At 67.1% G+C, this 21,231-nt stretch carries 21 protein-coding genes; 11 read left to right on the top strand and 10 right to left on the bottom strand.

Annotated elements, in window-relative coordinates:
- Positions 1-413, top strand: a 413-nt coding sequence (locus ACREE8_RS16865) for a putative glycolipid-binding domain-containing protein (protein WP_431574167.1), incomplete at its 5' end; no start/stop codon positions are given.
- Positions 414-416: 3 nt separating this feature from the next.
- On the opposite strand, the gene ACREE8_RS16860 is transcribed toward ACREE8_RS16865, so the two are convergent.
- From ACREE8_RS16860 to ACREE8_RS16830, 7 genes are all read right to left on the bottom strand, one after another.
- Positions 417-3,629, bottom strand: coding sequence for an adenylate/guanylate cyclase domain-containing protein (locus ACREE8_RS16860; protein ID WP_431574166.1), 3,213 nt, complete (start codon positions 3,627-3,629; stop codon positions 417-419).
- A 200-nt stretch (positions 3,630-3,829) separates the two neighbouring features.
- Complete coding sequence (locus ACREE8_RS16855; RefSeq protein ID WP_431574165.1) at positions 3,830-4,165, bottom strand: hypothetical protein; 336 nt, start codon at positions 4,163-4,165, stop codon at positions 3,830-3,832.
- A gap of 13 nt (positions 4,166-4,178) precedes the next feature.
- Entirely contained in the window at positions 4,179-5,435 is a 1,257-nt protein-coding gene (gene rho / locus ACREE8_RS16850) for a transcription termination factor Rho (protein ID WP_431574164.1), read from the bottom strand.
- A 247-nt stretch (positions 5,436-5,682) separates the two neighbouring features.
- The gene (gene hemJ / locus ACREE8_RS16845) at positions 5,683-6,123 is read right to left on the bottom strand and encodes a protoporphyrinogen oxidase HemJ (protein ID WP_431574163.1); all 441 of its coding nucleotides are present in this window, start codon (positions 6,121-6,123) and stop codon (positions 5,683-5,685) included.
- A complete protein-coding gene (gene hemH / locus ACREE8_RS16840) occupies positions 6,120-7,112 on the bottom strand; it encodes a ferrochelatase (RefSeq protein ID WP_431574162.1) in 993 nt (330 codons plus the stop codon). The genes hemJ and hemH overlap by 4 nt, the downstream gene beginning before the upstream one ends.
- Complete coding sequence (gene hemE / locus ACREE8_RS16835; protein ID WP_431574161.1) at positions 7,109-8,188, bottom strand: uroporphyrinogen decarboxylase; 1,080 nt, start codon at positions 8,186-8,188, stop codon at positions 7,109-7,111. Before hemE ends, hemH begins: the two co-directional genes overlap by 4 nt.
- Positions 8,189-8,547: 359 nt before the next feature.
- Positions 8,548-9,759 carry an MFS transporter gene (locus ACREE8_RS16830; protein ID WP_431574160.1) on the bottom strand — a complete coding sequence of 404 codons (1,212 nt, stop codon included), beginning with the start codon at positions 9,757-9,759 and terminating at the stop codon, positions 8,548-8,550.
- 207 nt (positions 9,760-9,966) lie between these two features.
- Between ACREE8_RS16830 and ACREE8_RS16825 the strand changes: the two genes are divergently transcribed.
- From ACREE8_RS16825 to coaE, 4 genes are read left to right on the top strand one after another with little or no spacing between them, the layout of a single operon-like run.
- Entirely contained in the window at positions 9,967-10,809 is an 843-nt protein-coding gene (locus tag ACREE8_RS16825; protein WP_431574159.1) for a pyruvate, water dikinase regulatory protein, read from the top strand.
- On the top strand, positions 10,790-11,413 hold the full coding sequence (locus ACREE8_RS16820) for a Maf family protein (RefSeq protein WP_431574158.1): 624 nt from the start codon (positions 10,790-10,792) through the stop codon (positions 11,411-11,413). The genes ACREE8_RS16825 and ACREE8_RS16820 overlap by 20 nt, the downstream gene beginning before the upstream one ends.
- Positions 11,410-12,285 (top strand): shikimate dehydrogenase, encoded by an 876-nt coding sequence (locus ACREE8_RS16815; protein WP_431574157.1) that lies wholly within the window; start codon positions 11,410-11,412, stop codon positions 12,283-12,285. The genes ACREE8_RS16820 and ACREE8_RS16815 overlap by 4 nt, the downstream gene beginning before the upstream one ends.
- Entirely contained in the window at positions 12,282-12,881 is a 600-nt protein-coding gene (coaE, locus tag ACREE8_RS16810) for a dephospho-CoA kinase (protein ID WP_431574156.1), read from the top strand. The genes ACREE8_RS16815 and coaE overlap by 4 nt, the downstream gene beginning before the upstream one ends.
- Here the strand turns inward: coaE and ACREE8_RS16805 are convergent.
- Complete coding sequence (locus ACREE8_RS16805; RefSeq protein ID WP_431574155.1) at positions 12,850-13,956, bottom strand: MerR family transcriptional regulator; 1,107 nt, start codon at positions 13,954-13,956, stop codon at positions 12,850-12,852. The genes coaE and ACREE8_RS16805 overlap by 32 nt on opposite strands.
- Positions 13,957-14,154: 198 nt before the next feature.
- Here ACREE8_RS16805 and dnaQ point away from each other — a divergent pair, with 198 nt between their 5' ends.
- Positions 14,155-14,847 carry a DNA polymerase III subunit epsilon gene (dnaQ, locus tag ACREE8_RS16800; protein ID WP_431574154.1) on the top strand — a complete coding sequence of 231 codons (693 nt, stop codon included), beginning with the start codon at positions 14,155-14,157 and terminating at the stop codon, positions 14,845-14,847.
- 15 nt (positions 14,848-14,862) lie between these two features.
- On the opposite strand, the gene secB is transcribed toward dnaQ, so the two are convergent.
- Complete coding sequence (gene secB / locus ACREE8_RS16795; RefSeq protein ID WP_431574153.1) at positions 14,863-15,366, bottom strand: protein-export chaperone SecB; 504 nt, start codon at positions 15,364-15,366, stop codon at positions 14,863-14,865.
- 165 nt (positions 15,367-15,531) lie between these two features.
- On the bottom strand, positions 15,532-16,083 hold the full coding sequence (locus ACREE8_RS16790) for a histidine phosphatase family protein (RefSeq protein ID WP_431574152.1): 552 nt from the start codon (positions 16,081-16,083) through the stop codon (positions 15,532-15,534).
- Positions 16,084-16,498: 415 nt separating this feature from the next.
- On the opposite strand from ACREE8_RS16790, the gene ACREE8_RS16785 reads away from it, so the two are divergent.
- The 5 genes from ACREE8_RS16785 to ACREE8_RS16765 form a co-directional block, all read left to right on the top strand.
- Complete coding sequence (locus ACREE8_RS16785) at positions 16,499-17,245, top strand: Tim44/TimA family putative adaptor protein (protein WP_431574151.1); 747 nt, start codon at positions 16,499-16,501, stop codon at positions 17,243-17,245.
- Between the two features lie 20 nt (positions 17,246-17,265).
- Complete coding sequence (gene mltA / locus ACREE8_RS16780; RefSeq protein ID WP_431574150.1) at positions 17,266-18,474, top strand: murein transglycosylase A; 1,209 nt, start codon at positions 17,266-17,268, stop codon at positions 18,472-18,474.
- 34 nt (positions 18,475-18,508) lie between these two features.
- The gene (locus ACREE8_RS16775) at positions 18,509-19,291 is read left to right on the top strand and encodes a (Fe-S)-binding protein (protein ID WP_431574149.1); all 783 of its coding nucleotides are present in this window, start codon (positions 18,509-18,511) and stop codon (positions 19,289-19,291) included.
- Between the two features lie 27 nt (positions 19,292-19,318).
- The gene (locus ACREE8_RS16770; RefSeq protein WP_431574148.1) at positions 19,319-20,803 is read left to right on the top strand and encodes a LutB/LldF family L-lactate oxidation iron-sulfur protein; all 1,485 of its coding nucleotides are present in this window, start codon (positions 19,319-19,321) and stop codon (positions 20,801-20,803) included.
- Positions 20,804-20,962: 159 nt separating this feature from the next.
- Positions 20,963-21,231, top strand: a 269-nt coding sequence (locus tag ACREE8_RS16765; protein WP_431574147.1) for a DUF1036 domain-containing protein, incomplete at its 3' end; no start/stop codon positions are given.

Here is a 21,231-nt window from a genome sequence, read left to right as displayed (position 1 = left end):
GGCGCGTGCGCAAGGTCGCGCTCGAATCCCAGACCATGGCGGTCCTCACCGAGCGGACGCTCAAGAGCGACGGGCGTGGCAACTGGCAGGGCGATCAGGGCGAGGCCCTGCCCGAGCTCGAAGGCTGCTTCGATATCGACATCTCGGTGACGCCTTTCACCAACGTCTTTCCGGTGCGCCGGCTCGAGCTGGCACCCGGCAAATCGGCCGAGATCAAGGTGGCCTATATCGCGGCGCCGGCGCTCGCCGTGAAGCCGGTGACGCAGCGCTATACCTGCCGCGAGCAGGGCAAGGGCCGCCATATCGTCACCTATGAGGGCTATCCCACGGGCTTCAAGGCCGACCTGCCGCTCGATGCCGACGGTCTCGTGATCGACTATCCCGAGCTCTTCCGCCGCCTGGCGCCGCGTTAGCGCTCAAGCCCGCGCCAGGGCCGTCTCCAGCTCGGGCAGCACGGCCTGCCAGTGCCTCGAAACGGCCTCGTCGCGCAACGCCGCGAGGGCGACGCGGTCGCCGTTCCCTTCGAGATGCGCCGCCAGCAGGTGGGCGCGCCGCACCAGAAAGTCGAGATAGCGCATCGGTTCCCTCGTGACCTGCCCCAGCGCCTCCGCATAACGCAACATCCGCGCCGCATTGCCGGATCGCCAGGCAGCCTCGATCGCATAGCGATTGAAGAAGACGCGGTTGTGCCAGACTGTCCCGGCCACCAGCAGCGCCTCGCCTTCCTGCAGTGCAGCCTCGCGCTCTCCGGGATCCGGCGTCAACATCGCCAACAAGCCAAGACCGCTCGGCAGCATATAGCTCGGGGTCTCGCGCGCGATGACATTGGCTTCGCGAAGCCGCGCGACGCCTTCAGGGTCGCCGGCGGTCGCCAGCGCTTCGCCCAGGAACATCAAGCCTTCCGCCTCGAAGCGCCGCGCATTCAGTTGCCGGCTGATGGCGATGGCGCGCAAGGCCGCCTTCCTTGCACCTTCCAGCTCGCCCATCTCGATGAAATTCCAGTAGCGCATATGCTCGGCGATCATCTCCGCGCGGCGATGTCCGACCTGGATCGCCAGCTTCACCGCCGCCTCCGCCTCCCGGAGAGCGCCAGGAAAATCCAGATCGAACATGTTTCCGAGGGAATACATCGAACGGTTGGCGACCTCGATCCGCCGATAGCCTTGCGCCGCCGCGACGCGCACGCAGCGCTCGTAATGCCGGATCGAGCTCGCCATGTCCCCGCTCATGTAATAGGCGTCACCCAGGCCGCCATGCGCCCGTGCCTCTTCCTCGGGCGCGCGGGCCTCGATGGCCAGCTCGAGGGCGCGGCTATGTTCGGCGAGGCAACGCGCCACCTCGCCGCGGGGAAAAACGATGTTGCCGCGCAGGCCATGAACACGGGCGAGCAGGACCGGAAGCTTCAGGCGCTCCGCTTCCTCCTGAGCGCGATCCAGCAGCGACAGCGCCTCCTCCAGCCGGTCCAGCACCGAGAGCGCATTGGCCTGCCCCAGCATCGCGGCGAGACGCTCGGGGCCCGGCGGCAAGGAAGCGGAAGCGAGCTCGAAGGCCTGGAGCGCGGATAGGGTTTCGCCCAAGCCCTGCGCCGCCTCGCCCTGCACCGCCGCCAGCGCGCCCTTGATCGCCGGCTCATGGCCCAGGGCGCCGCCGTGGCTCGCCAGCGATTCCGCGCGGCCCAGCTGGAATTGGGCCAAGGCCTCGCGCGCCGCCGCCAGATAGGCCGCGGCCGCGCCGGGATCTTCCGCACGGTCGAGATGCTCGGCCTCGAGCCCGGCATCCCGGCCATGAAACCAGTCGGCCGCCTTGCGATGCAGCGTCCGCCGGCGCGCCTTCAGGAGCGAGCCATAGACGCCGTCGCGAATGAGCGCATGGGCAAAGACCAGCCCGGCCGCGTCGGGCCTCAGCAGATGGGCCTCGACCAGTCCTGCTACATCGACCTGCCGCCGCTCCAGGAGATGAGCCAGCAGCTCGGGCGAGAAGCGCTGCCCCAGGACCGAAGCCGCCTGCAGCAGCGACTTCTCCTCGGGCGGCAACCGGTCGAGCCGGCCCAGCACGACGCTCTGCACCGAGACCGGCACGCTGTCGGCGGGACCCGCTGCGGTATGGCGCAGCAATTGCTCCAGAAACAAGGGGTTGCCCTGCGCCCGCTCGATGCAGGCGGCGATGCGGGCATCGCCGGGCGACATGAGCGAGGCGGCGAGGGCAGCGGAGTCCGCCGGGCGCAACGGCGCCAGATCGAGCAGATTGACCTCGGCCTCGACCAGCTTCACGCGCCAGGCCTTGTCGAGCGGATCACCCTCGGGACGCGTCGTCGCCAGCAGCAGGATCGGGCTATGGGCCGTCGCCTCGGCGAGCGCCGTGACCGATCCCAGCATGGCGGGCTCCGCCCAATGAAGATCCTCGATCGCGATCAGGAGCGGAGCCTGCTGGGCCACCCGCCGGGCCAAGGCCGCCAGCAGCCCCTGCTTGCGGGCCAGCCGCGTGGCGTTGTCCATGGCGGCATAGATCAGCCACCGCTCGCCCAGGCTCGGCAGATCCAGGAGTTCCTCGAGCAACGCCTGCTCGTCCGCTTCGATCAGGCCCCGCGCCAGCGCCGCCTCGATGGCGGCAACGCGCGCGGGACGATCGCTGTCGGCACCGAGGCCGAGGAGGCTGCGGGCGAGCGCCGGCACCGCGTCCTGTCCCCGTCCGGCTCCGAAATCGAGCACGAAGGCGCGATGAACGGCGAAACCGGCGCGGGCCGCTTCCGTGACGGTCTCGTCCAGAAGCCGGCTCTTGCCGATGCCGGCCTCGCCCCGCAGCACCATCATCCGTCCGCGACCGCTGGCCCTGGTCGCGGTGATCATCCCGGCCAGGAGGTGGCGATCATGCACCCGGCCGACGAAGGGCGTGGCGTCGCGGCTGGCCGGCGCCAGACCGGTGACGCGCCAGGCGCGCACGGGACCCTCGATGCCCTTGAGCGCCTGCGCCGGCAGCGGCGTCGCGACGAGGCGGCCGCCCAGGGCCTGGCGCAAGGCGTCCGAGATCACGGTCTCGCCGGCACCGGCCAGGCCCACCAGTCGCGAGGCCAGGTTCACGCTCTCGCCCAGCACGGTGTAGCCACGGGTGAAGCCACCCGCCACGACCTCGCCGGCGGCGATACCGATATGGACCGATTGCACGGGGCCCGACGATCCGGCCTCCGCCAGGCGGGCATGGATATCGAGCGCCGCACGAACCGCGCGCTCGCTGTCATCGCCATGGGCGACGGGCGCGCCGAAGAGCGCCATGACGGCATCGCCGATATGTTTGTCGACGGTGCCGCCATAATCCGCGATCACCCGGTCGGTGCGGGCATAGAAGCTGTCGACCTGGGCCTTGAGATCCTCCGCGTCGAGCCGGCCGGAGAGCTCGGTGAACCCGACCAGGTCGGCGAAGAGCACGGTGACCGGGCGGCGCTCGCCTTCGCTGGCGGGCTCGGCCGGTTTCGGTATTGGGGCTCCCAGAGCGCGACCGCAGCCGCCGCAGAATCCGGCCTCGAGGCTGTTCTCGAATTGGCAGTCGGGACAGACGCGCGCCAGCTTCTGGCCACAGGCGCTGCAGAAGCGGTGGCGGGCGGGATTCTCGGTTCGGCAGCGCGGGCATTCCATACCGGGGCCAAGCCTTCCGGATCGGCAGGCGCCGCCTTGGGGGAGAACCCGGCAGCCGCCCTGCCCTTGGATGCTAGGACTGCGCTGGGTCTAGCGACAAGGCTATTGCCGTTGCCCTTATCGTCATGCCGGCCCCCGTGTCGGGCCGCAGCAGGCCCGCACGAGGGCCGGGATGACAAGGAGCGCTCGGCTCGATTGCGTCAGATTCCGGATGCCGCCGGCACATCCTCGAGCCGGCGATAGACCGGCCGACCGAGCTCGACCAACCGCGCGATCTCGCGATCGGCGCCGGGCGAGCGGCCGGTCTGAAGGCCCGCATCGCAGCGCTCGGTGACAGCCAGCGAGATCGCCATCATGAGCGGGTGGGTGTAGTCGAGGCCCGCCGCCTGCAGCACCGGCAGCGCGACATTCACGCCGATGACAGGAAAATGGCCGCGGACAGCCAGAGCTGCCGCGGCCATGTTCATGCGTTCGAGGTTGGCGGCGCGATCCTCTTGCGTCGGCGCGCTGTAGGGGCCGGCAACGAGGATCAGCAAGGGAGCCGACCTTCTACTGATTCATCGAACCGAAGAAATCGTGGTTGGTCTTGGCGGTCTTCAGCTTGTCGACCAGGAACTCCATCGCGTCGACCACGCCCATCGGCATGAGGATGCGGCGCAGCACCCACATCTTGGAGAGCGTGCCCTTGTCCACCAGCAGCTCTTCCTTGCGGGTGCCGGACTTGGTGATGTCGATCGAGGGGAAGGTGCGCTTGTCGGAGAGCTTGCGGTCGAGAATGATTTCCGAGTTACCGGTGCCCTTGAACTCTTCGAAGATCACCTCGTCCATGCGGCTGCCGGTATCGATCAGCGCCGTCGCGACGATGGTGAGCGAGCCGCCCTCCTCGATATTGCGGGCGGCACCGAAGAAGCGCTTGGGGCGCTGCAACGCGTTGGCGTCGACGCCGCCGGTCAGCACCTTGCCGGATGACGGCACGACGGTGTTGTAGGCGCGCGCGAGGCGCGTGATCGAATCCAACAGGATCACCACGTCGCGCTTATGCTCGACCAGGCGCTTGGCCTTCTCGATCACCATCTCGGCGACCTGGACATGGCGCTGCGCCGGCTCGTCGAAGGTCGAGCTCACGACCTCGCCCTTGACCGAGCGGGCCATGTCGGTGACTTCCTCGGGCCGCTCGTCGATCAGCAGCACGATCAGATAGCATTCCGGATGATTGGCCGAGATCGAATGCGCGATGTTCTGCAGCATCACGGTCTTGCCGGTGCGCGGCGGCGCCACGATCAGCGCGCGCTGGCCCTTGCCGAGCGGCGCGATCAGGTCGATGACGCGCGTGGTCAGGTCCTTCTTGGTCGGATCCTGGAGTTCCAGCTTGAGGCGCTCATCGGGATAGAGCGGCGTCAGATTGTCGAAATTGATCCGGTGGCGAACCTTGTCCGGATTGTCGAAATTGATGGTGTTGACCTTCAGCAGCGCGAAATAGCGCTCGCCTTCCTTGGGCGACCGGATCTGGCCCTCGACCGTGTCGCCGGTGCGAAGACCGAAGCGGCGCACCTGGCTGGGGCTGACATAGATGTCGTCCGGGCCCGGCAGATAGTTCGCCTCGGGGCTGCGCAGGAAGCCGAAACCGTCCTGCAGGATCTCCAGCACGCCGTCGCCGAAGATCGCCGTGTCGTTCTCGGCCAGCTGCTTGAGGATCGCGAACATCATGTCCTGCCGACGCAGGTTGCTCGCGTTTTCGATCAGCAACTCCTCGGCATAGGCGAGGAGTTCCGGCGGGGTCTTTTTCTTGAGTTCCTGGAGATTCATTGATGTAACCGAGGGGAGGGGATGTAACCGGGGAGGAGGCGTCAGCGTGGGGGAAACCGAGGGGCGGAAGGGCCGGGCGGTGATGAACCGGCGGTCGGACGGATGCCGACCTGAAAAGGCCCTAGAGGTTCGATTTTTGGTGCGGAGAGGTGGTGGGCTCGGAGAAAGCCACCGCTATTGAACGGGGCGATCTTTAACGAAAGGCGTGAGGCAAGTCAATGGCCTAGGTAGGGCTGATCGCGGGCGGTCAGAACGGCCGCACGATCGCCAGGATGACGATTCCGATCATGAGGACGGTCGGAATCTCGTTCACCGCCCGGTAGAACCGGGCCGGATGGCGGTTGCGGTCCTGGGCGAACTGCCGGCGCCAGCGTGACAATGCCGCATGGGCGATCTGCATCAGGACCAGGAGTGCCAGCTTGGCGTGAAGCCAGCCCTCGCCCCAGTGATGGCCCCAGGTCGCCAGCGTCAGCCCCAGGATCCAGGCGGCGATCATGGCCGGATTGATGATCGCGCGCAGCAGCCGGCGTTCCATCACCTTGAAGGTCTCCGAGAGCTCGGAGCCGGACTTGGCATCGGCGTGATAGACGTAGAGCCGGGGCAGATAGAGCATCCCCGCCATCCAGGCGATGACGGCGACGATATGGAGCGAGAGCAGCCAGGGCTGCCAGTCGGCGAAACTGGTCATGGGCGCCTCCTCGAGGATGAGTTCGACGAGCTGCCGGCCCGCAGGGCCTGGCGGACCAGGCCGCCCAGGCCGGCGATGAATTCGGGCGCGGTCCCCACCGTCGGCACCCGGAAATATCCGACCGCACCCTCCTTCTCGGCCAGATGGCGATATTCGATATCGAGCTCGACCAGCGTCTCCGAATGTTCCGAGACGAAGGCGATCGGCACCAGCAGGATCGATTGGCGGGCTTGCGCCGCGCGCACGATCTCCGCGTCGGTATAGGGACCGATCCATTCGAGCGGCCCGACCCGGCTCTGGAAGCAGATCTCATAATCCTCGAGGCCGAGGCCGAGCCTGGCGGCAACGGCCCGCACGGAGCTGCCGACCTGGTCCGCATAGGGATCGCCCGCCTGGACGATCTTCTTCGGCAGCCCATGCGCCGAGAACAGGATCCGGGTCGGACCCGCCGCGCGCGCTTGTGGCAGCATCTCTGCCGTCAGCCGCGCCACCGCCGCGACGAAACCCTCATCGGCCGGATAGTCGCGGATGGCGAAGGTCCTCGCCGTCAGGCCCACGATCGCTGCGGCACGATCCCAATCTGCGAAGGAGGATTCTGTCGTCGTGGTCGAGAACTGCGGATAGAGCGGCAGGAGGATGATCCGGTCGGGTGCGAAGCGTTTCACCTCGGGCGCAGTCTCATCAGCGAACGGATGCCAATAGCGCATCGCGATGAAGCAACGCACCTCGCCCAGATCCTTGAGCTCGGCCTCGAGGACCCGCGCCTGCGCTTGCGTGTTGGGCAGCAGGGGCGAGCCACCGCCGAGCTTGTCATAGACGGCCTTCGCCACCGGAGCCCGCCGCCGCGCGATCAACCGCGCCAGGAATCCGCGCAGGAAACCCGGCACGCGCAGAATCGCCGGATCGGAAAAAAGATTGCGAAGAAAAGGCTCGACCGCACTGGGGCCGTCGGGACCGCCGAGATTGAACAGGACGATCGCGGTCTTCATGCTGGCAGGCCTTCGCGGATCAGCGCCGCCAATTCCGCGACATGCTCGAGCGGCGTCTCCGGCAGGATCCCATGGCCGAGATTGAAGACGAACGGCCCCTGCCCCAGCTCGCTCAGGATCAACTTTGTCTGCGCCGCCAGCGCTGGCCCGCCTTCGACGAGAATTCGCGGCGGCAGATTGCCCTGCAGCGGCAGCATCGGCTGCAGCGTCGAGCGTGCCCAGGCGAGCGGCACGCCATCATCGAGCGACAAAGCCGAGGCGCCGCTCTCCTTGGCGAAGAGCGCCACATGCGGACCCACCGCGCGCGGAAACAGGATGATCGGCACTTGCGGATGGCGCGCCTTGAGCTTCGTGATGATGCGCTGGCAGGGCTCCAGGCACCAGCGCCGCAAGGAAGATGAATTTTTCTCCGCGGCCCAGGCATTGGCCCAGCTGTCGAAGATCTGCAGTGCCTCGGCTCCCGCTTCGACTTGTGCCGAGAGATGCTCGACTGTCGCCTCGACCAGGAGATCGATCAATCGCTGGAAACCTTCGATATCCTCGTTTGCCCAGCGCTTGGCGATCGCGAACTCGCGGCTGGAGCCGCCTTCGACCATGTAGCTCGCGACGGTCCAGGGCGCGCCGGCAAACCCGATCATCGTCACCGGCGCCGGCAGCGCTGCCACCACCTGGCGAACCGTCTGGTAGATCGGCGCCAACGTCTCGCGCATGCCGTCAAGCTGCAGCAGGGAAAGTTCGCCCGCGTCGCGCAACGGTTCGAGCACGGGACCACGGCCTTCCTCGAAGCTCACCGCCTGACCCAGTCCCAGCGGCACGACGAGGATATCGGAAAACAGGATCGCCGCATCCATGCCATAGCGGCGGATCGGCTGCAGGGTCACCTCCGTCGCCAGATCGGGCGTCAGGCAGAGATCGAGGAAGGTTCCGGCCGTGGCGCGCAGCGCACGATATTCGGGAAGGTAACGGCCGGCCTGACGCATCAGCCAGAAGGGCGGCGGATTCAACCGTTCGCCCGCCAGCACGCGCAGCAGCGGCTTGTCGCTCGTCGGTTGTTCGGCGCGTGGCGAGGGGCTCATGGCCTCTACTTCTATTCTTAGATTTATAGATTAGTAAGGAGTGGTTGTAGTGGATGGCTGTGCAACATGGGGATTGGAACTTGTCCCCACTCCACCCCCGATTCAAACAGCACGGGATGGATCGCTTGTCGAACCGGGGACAGCTTCATCATAAGGCCGCAGCACGCGAGGATTCAGCGGCGGAATGACGCCCTGTGAATCATGGGAGTCCCGATCGGATTCGACGGTGCCATTCCCGTCATACCGGATTTCACCGTGAACCGCGTCGGCATATCGGACTCCTCGCAGCGAATCCCTTGAACGCGCGATGATTCGCGCTTGACTCCTGCAAACACCGACTTGTCCCCGCTCGCATGGATTCAATCCCCCGCCGGGCGTTGAACAAAGGCCGCCGTTTCGTAGCGGCGCAGACGCGGCGAGCACCAGGCAAGACTGAGGGCAGCGAAGATGAAGAACAACTCGGCGGGCAAACCGGCGGGCCCCAGAAACTGCATCGCCGCACCGCCGAGCGGCGGTCCCAGCACGCCGCCGAGACCCCAACCGACGGTGAAGGCCGCATTGCCGGCCAGCAGCAGATCGCCTTGGAAATTCCGGCCGAGCTCGATCAGGGTCAATGTGTAGAGCACGCCGACGAGGCCGCCCCAGAGGAAGCAGTGGATCGACAACGCCAGCGCGGAATCCGCGACCAGCGGCAGCAGGAGGGCGCCGATCGCGGCCACGAAGGTGACGATGCGCACCAGCCGCGGGGCGGTGAATTTGTCCGCGAGCCAGCCGGCTGGATATTGCAGCCCGACATTGCCGATCGCCAGCAGCGACAGGACGAACGTGCCCATCGCCGCGCTCAGACCGTGATCGATCGCATAGATCGGCAACAGCGAGAGCGCGATCTGGTCGAAGGCCGCGAAGACAAGCACCGTCAGGAACAGCACCGGCGCATAACGGATGAAGCTCATGACGCTGGTCGGCGTCTTGTAGCGGACCGCGGGCAGCTCGCGGCGGCTCACGAGCAACGGCAGCAGGGCGCTCAGCGCCATTGCCGTGCCGATCGCGAAGGGGATCCAGCTCTGGGCGCCGGTGAATGTCACGATCAAGGGTCCCAGCGCGAAACAGCCTGCGTTCACCGTGCCATAGAGCCCGATCAGCCGGCCGCGCGAGCCGGCATCGGCCAGCTGGTTGATCCACATCTCGCTGATGACATAGGTGATGGTGATGCAGCCGCCCAGAAGGAAGCGCAGCGGCAGCCACAGCAGCGGCTCGCGCGTCAGGCCGATCAGGACGAAACAGGAGACGGCACCCAGAATGCCGGCGACGGCCAGGTTCCAGGCGCCGAAGCGCCCGGCGAGGCGCGGCACCAGGCCCGCCGTGATCAGCATGGCGAGCAGGGTCATGGCGGTCGAAGCGCCGATCATGATCCGCGATTGGCCCATGGAATCCAGGATCAGCGCCAGCAGCGGATAGGTCAGGCCCTGCGTCAGCGCGAAGACCGAGACGCTGATGATGACCGCGAACACCGCCATGCGGCGGCGCGGGGCTCTGGTTTCGGCGGGTGGATCGGTCGGGATCGCGCTCATGGGGCGGGGCCAGCCATGCCTCGGATTGCTCGATCCTGTCCATCGCTTTCGGCCCCATCGCCCGGTTCTCTTTCGGCCCAACGGGATACGGGCCGGGGGCATGCTTGGATCGAGCCCCATTGCCGGGCCCCGGCGGGCGGCCTAAAACCAAATGACGCCCTTCCGTTTCGGCCCCACCCCTTTTTCAGGAACCTGGCGATCCCGATCATGGCGAACGGCCTGACCCATCATCTCCATCTGGTTTCCGATGCGACCGGCGAGACGATCTCCTCGGTCGCGCGCGCCTGCCTCGCCCAGTTCGAGGATGCCGATCCGGTCGAGCATAACTGGACCCTGATCCGCACCGCGCGGCAGATGGAGAAGGTGCTCGAGGGCATCAAGGAACATCCGGGCCTGGTGCTCTTTACGCTGGTGAATGAGGAGCTGCGTGCGAAGCTGACCGAGGAATGCCGCAAGCTCCAGGTCACCTGCATCCCGGTGCTGGATCCGGTGATCGGCGCGCTCGGCAGTTTCTTCGGGCGGCAGAGCCGCGGCCTGCCCGGAAGACAGCACGAGCTGGATGCCGAATATTTCGGGCGCATCGACGCGATGAATTTCGCGCTCGCCCATGACGACGGCCAGTCGAGCTGGGATTATGAGGATGCCGATGTGATCCTGGTCGGCGTCTCCCGCACCTCGAAGACGCCGACCTGCATCTATCTGGCCAATCGCAGCATCAAGGCGGCCAACGTGCCGATCGTGCCGGATTTTCCGGTCTCGCCCGAGCTGCTGGCGGCACGCAAGCCCCTGATCGTCGGGCTGACCAAGGATCCGACTTCGCTGGTCCAGGTGCGCCGCAACCGCCTGCGGCTCCTCTCCCAGGACGAGGAGACCGATTATGTGGATCCGGACATGGTGCGCCGCGAGGTGATCCAGGCGCGCCGGCTCTGCAGCGAGCATGGCTGGCCGATCATCGATGTGTCGCGCCGCTCGATCGAGGAGACCGCAGCCACGATCGTGCAGCTCCTGTCGCAGCACCGGAACGGCGAGAATGTCGGCACCGGCGACTGACGCGCCGCCTCCGTCCTTGTTCCTGGCCTCGGCCAGCCCGACGCGCCGGCGCCTGCTGGAGCAGGCCGGCCTCATCTTCTCGGCCGAGGCGGCACCCATCGACGAAGAAGAGGCCAGGCTCGCCCTCGAGGGTGAAGGCGCGGACGGGCCTGCGCTCGCCGAGGCTCTGGCCGAGCTCAAGGCCGTCGCGATCGCGCGCCGCCATCCGGGCGCCTTCGTCATCGGCGCCGACCAGATCCTCGATTGCGAGGGGCGGCGCTACGACAAGCCGCGCGACCAGGCGGCGGCGCGGACACAGCTCATGGCCTTGCGCGGGCGCACCCATCAATTGATCTGCGCCGTGGTCGTGGTGCGCGACGGCCAGCGGCTCTGGCACCATATCGACCGCGCCAAGCTCACCATGCGGCCCTTCAGCCCCGCCTTTCTCGACGACTATCTGGCGCGCGCGATGCCGGGAATCCTGAGCTCGGTCGGCGCCTATCAGCTGGAGGCCCTGGGCGCACAGCTCTTCAGCCGGATCGAGGGCGACTATTTCACCATCCTGGGACTGCCGCTGCTGCCGCTCTTGGATTTCCTGCGGCCCCATGGTCTGGTTCCGGCATGAGCGCTGCCCAGAATCCCACCCAGACTTATCGCGCCATCACCGGAAAGGCCCGCCTGGCCGGCGTGATGGGCTGGCCGGTCGGCCATTCCCGCTCGCCCCGGCTCCATGGCTATTGGCTGGCCCAGCACAAGATCGACGGGGCCTATGTGCCGCTGCCGGTGGCGCCGGAGAATTTCGAGCGCGCCTTGCGGGCATTGCCGGCGCTGGGCTTCCGCGGCGCCAATGTGACATTGCCGCATAAAGAAGCGGCGCTGGCGCTGGCGGATTCCGCGACGGCCGAAGCCAGGCGCATCGGCGCTGCCAACACGCTCGTGATCGACGAGAAGGGCCGGATCGAGGCGCGCAACACCGATGCCTATGGCTTCATCGAGAGCCTGAAGGAAGGCGCTCCCGCCTGGCGCCCGCGCAACGCCCCGGCTGTGGTGATCGGCGCCGGCGGGGCCTCGCGCGCGCTTCTGGTGGCACTGACCGATGCCGGCCTGCCGGAGATCCGCCTCGTCAACCGAACGTCCGGACGGGCCGATGCGCTGGCCGCGAGCCTCGGCGGACCGATCCGCGTCATGGGCTGGAGCGATCGTGCCAAGGCGCTCGACGGCGCGGGCCTTCTGGTCAACGCGACCACGCAAGGCATGGCGGGCCAGCCCGCGCTCGAACTGCCGCTCGACCATCTGCCGCCGGACGCCGTGGTCAACGACATCGTCTATGTGCCGTTGGAAACGCCGCTGCTCGCGGCGGCGCGGCGGCGCGGCAACCCGGTGGTCGACGGGCTCGGGATGCTCCTGCATCAAGCGCGGCCCGGTTTCGCCGCCTGGTTCGGCGTCGAGCCCAACGTCACGCCGGACTTACGGACCTACATCCTGCAGCAGCCATGATCATCCTCGGCCTCACCGGTTCGATCGGCATGGGCAAGAGCACGGCCGCGGCCTTGCTGCGCCGGCTGGGGATCCCCGTTCATGACGCCGACGCCGCCGTGCATCGGCTTCAAGCGAGAGGCGGGGCCGCGGTCCCCGCCATCGCGGCCGCCTTTCCCGGCGCGGTCAAGGAGGGCAAGGTCGATCGCCAGGCACTGGGCCGCATCGTCTTCGCCAACAAGGCGGCCTTGAAAAGGCTCGAGGCGATCCTTCATCCCCTGGTGCGCCGCGAGGAGCAGAAATTCATCGCCCAGGCGCGCGCCCACCGCCGTCAGCTCGTGGCGCTCGATATCCCGCTGCTGTTCGAGACCCATGGCGAGCAGCGCTGCGACCATGTGATGGTGGTCTCGGCACCACGGCGCGTGCAGCTCGGCCGCGTCATGCGCCGGCCCGGCATGACGCGCGAGCGGCTCGCCGGCATCGAGGCGCGCCAGCTTCCCGATCGTTTGAAGCGCGCGCGGGCCGACACCGTGATCGACACCGGCCTGGGACGACGTCACAGCTTGCAGGCGATTCGCCGAGCGGTCACGCAGTTGCGCCGGCGCGCCACGCGATGACGCCTTCCGTCCGCGCCCGCACCTCGGGCGAGGCCAGACAGGTCGCGACCGCCTCGTAGCCGGGGGCGCCGGGATAGGGGGCGACGCGGGTCGGCGGGCTGTGATTGGCGGGGCAGAGGATGATCGCCTCATCGGGACCCACCGCGGCCAGGTCGAGGATCGCGGAAGAACGCGTCATCAGGAAGAGCGGGCGCCCACCGGCCGCGCCCGCTTGGCGCAGATACGCGATCAGGGCTTCCTGGGTGGCGTGATCCAGCCCCTGCTCCACCATGTCGACGACCAGGATGGCCGGGCCTTCGGATTCCAGGCCCACGAGCAAGGCCGTGAGAGCCGGCGACAGGGTGGCGCCGTCATCGAGGAGCCAAGCCAGGGATCGATCGACCCGTGATTTGAGGGCCGGGTCGGCATCCAATTTCGCCTGCGCCGCGGCGTCGCCGTCCGCCAACCGCTCGATGCCGAGAAAGACGGCGTTCGGCAGGGTCTCGGCCAGTCGGACGCCCAGCACGATCTGCCGATCGAGGCCGAGAAAGGCGGCGTTCGGCAGAGCCTCCGCCAGGCGCATGGCGAGCCTTGTCTTGCCGCTGCCGAGCGGGCCGATGATGTAGGTCAAGGAGCGGATGTCGCTCAGCTCGAACCGCTCGCCGCCCCAGGGCCAGGGAAGCTCGAAGGCAACGCTGAGACCGGCGGCGGGTTCGAGCAGACGGACCAGTTCTCCCGCGGCCGGTGCCTGGCCTCGGGCGAGATCGGCCCGAAGACCGCGGACCTTCTCGATCGCACCGCCGAGCTGGCGGATCCGACTTTCGAGCATGGCCTGATGCGCGGCCAGGGCCGGCTCCAGACTCTGCGGGTCGCCTCCCAGCACCCGCGCCACCTGGGCCAGGCTGAGGCCGAGCGCGCGCAGCGCCACGATCTCGGCGGCGCGGGCCATCTCGTCGGGACCGTAGGCCCGCCATCCGGCCGCGTTGCGGCCTGGGGCGATCAGGCCGCGTCGCTCATAAAGCCGCAAGGCTTTGACGGAGACGCCAAGCCGCTGGGCCGCCTCGGAGGGGCTCAGAAATCGGACGGAGGAGCTCACGAATCACCTTGTTGTTCGCTGACCGCAATCCTTATCGGGCCGGTCCCAGGGGTCGGGTCAACGGGTTATTCGCGGCATCCGATCGTTTCCTCCGCCCGCGGAAGTCGGCCGGAGGAGACATCGTTTTCAGCTTCGCCCGGGCTGGGGCAGTATGCGATTCTGTTGCGCCCAAACGGATTGCGGAGACGAAGAAAGATCATGCGCGAGATCGTCCTCGATACGGAAACCACGGGATTGAGCGCGGTCGGCGGCGACCGCATCATCGAGATCGCCTGCGTCGAGCTCTTCAATCACATCCCCACCGGCCGCAACTTCCAGCGCTATCTCAATCCCGAGCGCGGAGTGTCGGCGGACGCTTTCGCGATCCATGGCCTGTCCGATGTGTTCCTCGCCGACAAGCCGCGCTTCGCCGAGATCCTGGCCGATCTCGAGGCCTTCATCGCCGACAGCCCGCTCGTCATTCACAATGCCGAGTTCGACATGGGCTTCATCAATGCCGAGCTGGCGCGCCTCGGCCGCGCGCCGCTCGACCCGACCCGCGCGGTCGACACGGTCACCATCGCGCGGCGCAAATTTCCGGGCGCGCCCGCCAGCCTCGATGCGCTCTGCAAGCGTTTCGGCGTGGACAATTCGGCCCGCACCAAACATGGCGCGCTGCTCGACGTCGAGTTGCTGGCCGAGGTCTATCTGGAGCTGGTCGGCGGCCGGCAGGCCGGCTTGGCGCTGCTGGCGGAACCGGGCAGGGCTGCCGACGCCTCGGCCGATCCCGAGCTGGTCGGACGCACCACGGCGGCCAGGCCGCCGCGCCATTTCGCACCCAGCCCCGAAGAGCTCGCGGCCCATGCCGAGCTGTTGAAGAGCCTGGCCGACCCGATCTGGCTCAAGCCCTGAAGCGAGACCCGCGCGTCAGGCCAGCGCGGGCGCGGCGCCGCCTTGCGCCTTCTGCTCGCGGTAATGCATCGCGAAATCGATCGGGTGGATCAGCATGGCGCGGAAACCGGCCTGCTGGATGGTGCTGGCGATGATTTCGCGGGCGAAGGGGAAAAGCAGCCGCGGCGCTTCGATCAGGAGCAAGGGCTCGATCATGCGGCTGCCGATCTGGCCGACCTGGAAGATCCCGCCATATTGCAGCTCGGCGATATAGGCGATCTGCTCCTGGTGGCGCGCTTCGGCGCGCAAGGACAGGATCACTTCATATTGTTGCTCCTGCGGGGGCAGCTTCTTTGCCTTCACATCGACCTTGATCAGGCCTTGCGGCACGCGGCCCGCCTGTTCCATCAGCGCCGGCATGTTCGGGCTTTCGAAGGACAGATCCTTCAGGAACTGGCCCACCACGGTGATGGGCGCGCCGGCCGGTGGCTGGCTCGCGGCAAAGGGATCGGAAACGGGCTGAAAAGGCGCGTCGGCCATCGCTGGGAGCTCTCTTGGAGGATGTCTGGGGCGCGCGGTAACGGCGCCCGAAGGGTTCGGACTATGGTGGCGCGGGGTAGCATGGAAGCGCCACGGGGCTCAATGGCCGAGTGATCGGGCGGGAAAGCCCCGCCAAAGGGCCCGTTCCGTCCTGGTTTCGCGGGTTTAATCCGCCAGTGGCGAGGCCCTGCCTGCGACCGGGTCGAACCGCAGCAATTCGCCATTGGTGATCTCGGTCCCGGTCAGGCTGCGGATGAAGCCCCAATGGCTGACCACGGCGATCCGGCCCCACTCCTCGCTTCCGGCCATTCTTTCGCGAAATTGTCGGCTGCGCTCGACCACCTCCTCGGCGGTCTCGTCCAACGCGCCATGCCACCAGCGCTCGGGCAGGGTCCCGAAATCCAGCTCCGGCCAAGCCAGCGCCAGCTCGCTGCGCAGGGTCCCGACATCGCAATGGAATTTACAGTGCTCGCGCACCATCGGCTCGATCGCGATCGGCAGATCGAGCTCCCCGGCGATGATCTGGGCGGTCTGGAGCGCGCGGGTGTATGGGCTGGACAGGATCAGGGCCAGATCCTGCCCGGCGAGGCGTTCGGCCGCAGCCAGCGCCTGGCGGCGGCCCTCCTCGGTCAGGCGCGGGTCGTGAATGCCCGGATCGACGCGGGTTTTCGAGAAGACGACGTTGAATTCCGATTGGCCATGTCGCACCAGGATCATCGCCCCATCTCCCGCCGGGCAGCCGAAGGACATCCGGACCTCAAATTGAACCGGCTCGTCCGGAACCACCTTGCCAAATGCCGGTTCCTCAAGTCCTGGCCTGCTGTTTTCCGCATAATCGGCGCTTGGGCCGCTAAACCCAGACTCTTCAAACCCCAATGCGTCAAACCCCAACCCGTCAAACCCCAACCCGTCAAACCATTGACATGGAACATGCCTTGCCCTGGGGCGGCGATTTTCCTATCTAACTGACACGGACCGGATAGCATCAAGCCGGAGCGCGAGTGCCGGCGCGGGTTTTCCGCCCGGCCAAGGCGGCGTGATCTAGCCCAAGGCTGGGGCCGCCGTCCAGCGGCTCCCGAATATCGATCGAATGGCGGCTTCCCGGCCGGTCTTGATGACCGGAGACCGGGGGTTGCCCAGCAAGGCGGGCTTCATGGGCGGCGGTTTCCAGTTTCTCGACATCCTGTTCTTCGCTGCGATCGCCGTGTTCCTGGTGTTTCGCCTGCGCAGCGTGCTGGGAAAACGCGTCGGCACGGAGCAGAAGAATGCGCGCGACTATGCCGACAAGCGGCTGAACCCGGAGAAGCCGGCCAACGACATCCGGCGCGACGACGACAAGGTCGTGGCGCTGCCCGATCGCAGCGGCGATCGCAATGCGAAGCCCGAGGCCGCGAGCGAGCCCGCGACACCGCCGGCGCCGGCGGGGACGCTCGAGTTCGGGCTGGCGCAGATCCGTGCGGTCGATTCCAGCTTCTCCAAGGACGGTTTCCTCGAGGGCGGCAAGGCGGCGTTCGAGATGATCGTGGGCGCCTATGCGGCCGGCGATGTCGGTACGCTGCGCCCGCTCTTGTCGAACGAGGTCTTCGAACGCTTCAAGGGCGCGATCGAGCAGCGGCGCAAGGCGGGCGAGACGCTCTCCACCACGCTGGTCGGAATCAAATCGGCCGAGATCATCGAGGCGGGCCTGCAGGATCGCATCGCCAGCGTCACGGTGAAGTTCGTCTCCGAGCAGGTCAATGTCACGACCGATGCCGGCGGCAAGGTGGTCGATGGCGACGCGGCACAGGTGACGACGGTCACCGACATCTGGACCTTCACCCGCAACACCCGCGCGCGCGATCCGAACTGGTCGCTGGTCGCGACCCGCAGCCCGAACTGATCGCCCGAGCCCTGCCCTTCATGATTCCGACCAAGGCGATTCTCCGCCCGGCCCGGATCGGCCTCGCTCTGTTGCTGCTGGCAGCTTGCGCGGAAAAGCCGTCCGAGAAGCCTGCACCCTTGCTGACGCTGGCGCCGGTCGAGTTCTCCAAGCTCTCGGGCTGGAACGGCGACGATCAGAGCCTGGCGCTGCCGGCGCTCTTGCGCAGTTGCGCGCGGCTGGAGAAGCAGCCGGCGGACAAGCCCGTCGGACCGGACGGCATGGCGGGTACGGTTGCCGATTGGCTGGGCCCCTGTCAGAGCGCGAAATCGCTCCCGGCCGGTGACGCCGAGGCCGCGCGGCGATTCTTCGAAGGCGCGTTCCAGCCTTTCGTCGTTGCCGATCGCGACGAGCCGCAAGGCCTCTTCACCGGCTATTACGAACCGGAGCTCGCAGGCTCCAAGACGCCCGACGCGACCCACAGCGTGCCGCTCTATCGCCGTCCCGACGATCTGATCCTGGTCAATCTCGGCGACTTCCGCGCCGATCTGAAAGGCGATTCCATCGCGGGGCGCGTCATCGAAGGCACGCTCAAGCCCTACTACACCTATCAGGAGATCGACGAAGGCGCGCTTAAAAGCAAGGACCTCGAGCTGGTCTGGGTGGCCGATCCGATCGACGCCTTCTTCCTCCATATCCAGGGCTCGGGGCTGATCCGTTTCGCCGATGGCAGCGTCATGCAGGTCGGTTACGCGGCGAAGAACGGCCAGCCCTTCGTCGCCATCGGCAAGACGTTGCTCGATCAGGGCGAGCTGCAGAAGGGCCAGGTCACCACGCAGTCGATCAAGGAATGGCTGCGCTCTCATCCCGATCGTGCCGCCTCGATCATGTATATGAACCGCTCCTATATCTTCTATCGCGAGATCAAGGGCGATGGCCCGATCGGCGCGCAAGGCGTGGCGCTGACGGCGGGGCGCAGCCTCGCGGTCGACACCAAGCTGATGCCGCTGGGCGCGCCCATCTGGCTCGACACCACCTGGCCCGCCGACACGCCCGAGGCCGATCAGCCGCTGCAGCGCCTCGTGGTGGCGCAGGATACGGGCGGCGCCATCAAGGGTGCCGTGCGCGGCGACATTTTTTTCGGCTCGGGCGAGCAGGCACTCGACTATGCCGGTCGCATGAAACAGCCGGGGCGCTATTATCTGTTGCTGCTGCGCGCCGTCGCCGCGCGCCGCGCCGCGACGAGCTGAACGCTCGCTACCGGTTCAAGGGAGAGAATTGCATATGGCCGATCGGCCTCAGAACCCTCATGTGGCGCTTCTGGTCACCTGTCTGGTCGATCTGATGCGACCGGAGATCGGGTTCGCCGCGGTCAAGCTGCTGGAGCAGGCGGGTTGCCGGGTCTCGGTTCCGGAGGCGCAGACCTGCTGTGGCCAGCCGGCCTACAATTCCGGCGATCGCGCCGACGCCCAGGCGATCGCGCGCCAGGTCATCGCCGCCTTCGAGGCCTTCGATTACATCGTGGTGCCGTCGGGCTCCTGCGCCGGCATGCTCCATGCGCATTACCCGGCCCTCTTCGCCGACGATCCGGCCTGGCGTCCGCGTGCGGAAGCCGTTGCCGCCAAGACCCATGAGCTGGTCTCGTTCCTGACCGATCTTCGCGGCGTCACCGGTGTGCCGGCGCAGTTGAACGCGGTCGTCACCTATCACGATTCCTGCTCGGGCCTGCGGGAGCTCGGGATCCGCGAGCAGCCGCGCAAGCTGCTCAAGACCGTGGCCGGGCTGAAGCTCAAGGAGCTCGAGGGCAGCGAGGTCTGTTGCGGCTTCGGCGGCACCTTCTGCGTCAAATATGGCGCCATCTCCGACCGCATCGTCGCCGACAAGACCGCCGATATCGCCGCGACCGGCGCCGATCTGCTGCTGGCGGGCGATCTCGGCTGCCTCATGAACATGGCCGGGAAGCTCACGCGCCAGGGCCACAAGATCGATTGCCGCCATGTGGCGGAAGTGCTGGCCGACATGACCGACAGCCCGCCGATCGGGCGCGGCCGGGTTGAGCCACTTTAGATTTTTGAGCCGCTATAGGCCGCCGTCATGAACGCACCCACCGCTCCCTTCGTCGGCATCTCCAATCCCAGCCTGGGCCCGCGCAGCCCTTCGGCCGTGGGCCACGGCGTCAGCGACCAGTTCAAGCATAATGCCGATCTGGCGCTGGGCGATGCCAAGCTGCAGGTGGCGCTGGCGGAGATGCGCTCCAGCTTCCGCGGCCGCAACGAGGCGGCGCGGAAAGGGCTGCCCGAGTTCCAGGCGATCAGCAACCATGCCAGGGCGATCAAGGAGCATGTGCTCGCCAACCTCGATTATTACCTGGAGCGGTTCGAGGCCAAGGTGAAGGCGGCGGGCGGTCATGTGCATTGGTGCAATGACGCGGCCGAAGCGCGCGACAAGGTGCTGGCGATCTGCCGGTCGGCCGGCGCGCGCACCGTCACCAAGGGCAAGACGATGGTGGGCGAGGAGATCGCCATCAACCACCATCTCGAGGCCAACGGCATCCTGCCCGTCGAGACCGACCTCGGCGAATACATCATCCAGCTGCGCGGCGAGACGCCGAGCCACATCATCGCGCCGGCCATCCATGTCAGCAAAGAGGGCGTCGCCGACACCTTCCGCGCCCACCATACCGACCTCGACCCGAACCGGCCGCTGGCCGAGATCCCGGCCATGCTGGCCGAAGCCCGCGGCAAGCTCCGGGCCCGGTTCCTGGCCGCCGATGTCGGCATCACCGGCGCCAATTTCCTGATCGCCGAGACCGGCTCCAGCGTCATCGTCACCAATGAGGGCAACGGCGACCTGACCCAGACCCTGCCCAAGATCCATATCGTCCTGGCCGGGATCGAGAAAGTGGTTCCGACCTTGGAGGACGCGACCTCGATCTTCCGGGTGCTGGCGCGCTCGGCCACGGGCCAGGAGATGTCGGTCTATACGACGGTCTCGACCGGTCCTCGCCGCGCCCACGACCTGGACGGGCCGAGCGAGTATCACGTCATCCTGCTCGACAATGGCCGCAGCGGCGTGCTCGGCACCGAGTTCGAGGACATGCTGCGCTGCATCCGCTGCGGCGCCTGCATGGACCATTGCCCGGTCTATCACGCCATCGGCGGCCATGCTTACGGCTCGGTCTATCCAGGCCCGATCGGGGCGGTGCTGACCCCCGCCCTCTTCGGGCTGAAGCATTCCAAGGACCTGCCCAACGCCTCGACCCTCTGCGGGCGCTGCGAAAGCGTCTGCCCGATGCAGATTCCCCTGCCGAAGATGCTGCGGCAATGGCGCGAGCGCAGTTTCGAGCGCCATCTGGCCCCGGCGCGGGAGCGCTGGGGAATCAAGGCCTGGGCCTGGCTCGCCCGGCATCCACAACTCTACCGATGGAGCACGGCCGTGGCCGCCCGGCTGCTGCGCCGGCCGGCCACCGGCCGGATCCGGCATCTCCCCTTAGGCAGGGCCTGGACCGCCGGCCGCGACTTCCCGGCTTCGTCCGGCCGCACCTTCCAGGAGCAATGGCGCCGGCGCGCCCGTCCCTGACCGGGACGACTGGCGGTTACCACCTCGACAGTTTCTTTCGATGGCCCCTCGCCCCGGGACTCGCGCCGAAATGATCGGCGAGGCGATTGTTTTTCTCCCGCCACTCGTTGAAAATTGTCCATGGACGCTTCGGCGGCGAAGCGAGTGGGGGAGGCTACAATGGCGCGTTGGGTGAAGTGGGTGGGGCTTGCGGTGGTGGCGGCGTGGATGACCTTTGCGGCGACACCGGCCCGTGCGGATTTTTCCGTCTGCAACAAGAGCTCCTACAAGATCTTCGTTGCGTTCGGCTATTGGGACGCCAGCCAGAAGGCCTGGACGTCCGAAGGCTGGTGGACGCTCGAGAAGGGCGATTGCCAGATCGTCTACAAGTCGAATCTCGATCAGGAGAAATATTACGTTTATGCGGAATCGACCGACCATGATTACAC

The sequence above is a fragment of the Hypericibacter sp. genome, from assembly GCF_050729195.1.
Lineage (GTDB): Bacteria > Pseudomonadota > Alphaproteobacteria > Dongiales > Dongiaceae > Hypericibacter.
Note: the sequence above shows the minus strand (reverse complement) of the source record. Positions and strands in the feature narration are given on the sequence as shown.

Excerpts from the sequence above, each read along its gene's own strand:
- rho (WP_431574164.1), bottom strand. The coding sequence starts at position 5,435 with ATGAATCTCCAGGAACTCAAGAAAAAGACCCCGCCGGAACTCCTCGCC.
- ACREE8_RS16830 (WP_431574160.1), bottom strand. The coding sequence starts at position 9,759 with ATGAGCGCGATCCCGACCGATCCACCCGCCGAAACCAGAGCCCCGCGC.
- ACREE8_RS16860 (WP_431574166.1), bottom strand. The coding sequence starts at position 3,629 with ATGGAATGCCCGCGCTGCCGAACCGAGAATCCCGCCCGCCACCGCTTC.
- ACREE8_RS16815 (WP_431574157.1), top strand. The coding sequence starts at position 11,410 with ATGAGCGCTGCCCAGAATCCCACCCAGACTTATCGCGCCATCACCGGA.
- dnaQ (WP_431574154.1), top strand. The coding sequence starts at position 14,155 with ATGCGCGAGATCGTCCTCGATACGGAAACCACGGGATTGAGCGCGGTC.
- coaE (WP_431574156.1), top strand. The coding sequence starts at position 12,282 with ATGATCATCCTCGGCCTCACCGGTTCGATCGGCATGGGCAAGAGCACG.
- hemJ (WP_431574163.1), bottom strand. The coding sequence starts at position 6,123 with ATGACCAGTTTCGCCGACTGGCAGCCCTGGCTGCTCTCGCTCCATATC.
- hemH (WP_431574162.1), bottom strand. The coding sequence starts at position 7,112 with ATGAAGACCGCGATCGTCCTGTTCAATCTCGGCGGTCCCGACGGCCCC.
- ACREE8_RS16820 (WP_431574158.1), top strand. The coding sequence starts at position 10,790 with ATGTCGGCACCGGCGACTGACGCGCCGCCTCCGTCCTTGTTCCTGGCC.
- mltA (WP_431574150.1), top strand. The coding sequence starts at position 17,266 with ATGATTCCGACCAAGGCGATTCTCCGCCCGGCCCGGATCGGCCTCGCT.
- ACREE8_RS16775 (WP_431574149.1), top strand. The coding sequence starts at position 18,509 with ATGGCCGATCGGCCTCAGAACCCTCATGTGGCGCTTCTGGTCACCTGT.
- secB (WP_431574153.1), bottom strand. The coding sequence starts at position 15,366 with ATGGCCGACGCGCCTTTTCAGCCCGTTTCCGATCCCTTTGCCGCGAGC.
- ACREE8_RS16790 (WP_431574152.1), bottom strand. The coding sequence starts at position 16,083 with ATGATCCTGGTGCGACATGGCCAATCGGAATTCAACGTCGTCTTCTCG.
- hemE (WP_431574161.1), bottom strand. The coding sequence starts at position 8,188 with ATGAGCCCCTCGCCACGCGCCGAACAACCGACGAGCGACAAGCCGCTG.
- ACREE8_RS16825 (WP_431574159.1), top strand. The coding sequence starts at position 9,967 with ATGGCGAACGGCCTGACCCATCATCTCCATCTGGTTTCCGATGCGACC.
- ACREE8_RS16770 (WP_431574148.1), top strand. The coding sequence starts at position 19,319 with ATGAACGCACCCACCGCTCCCTTCGTCGGCATCTCCAATCCCAGCCTG.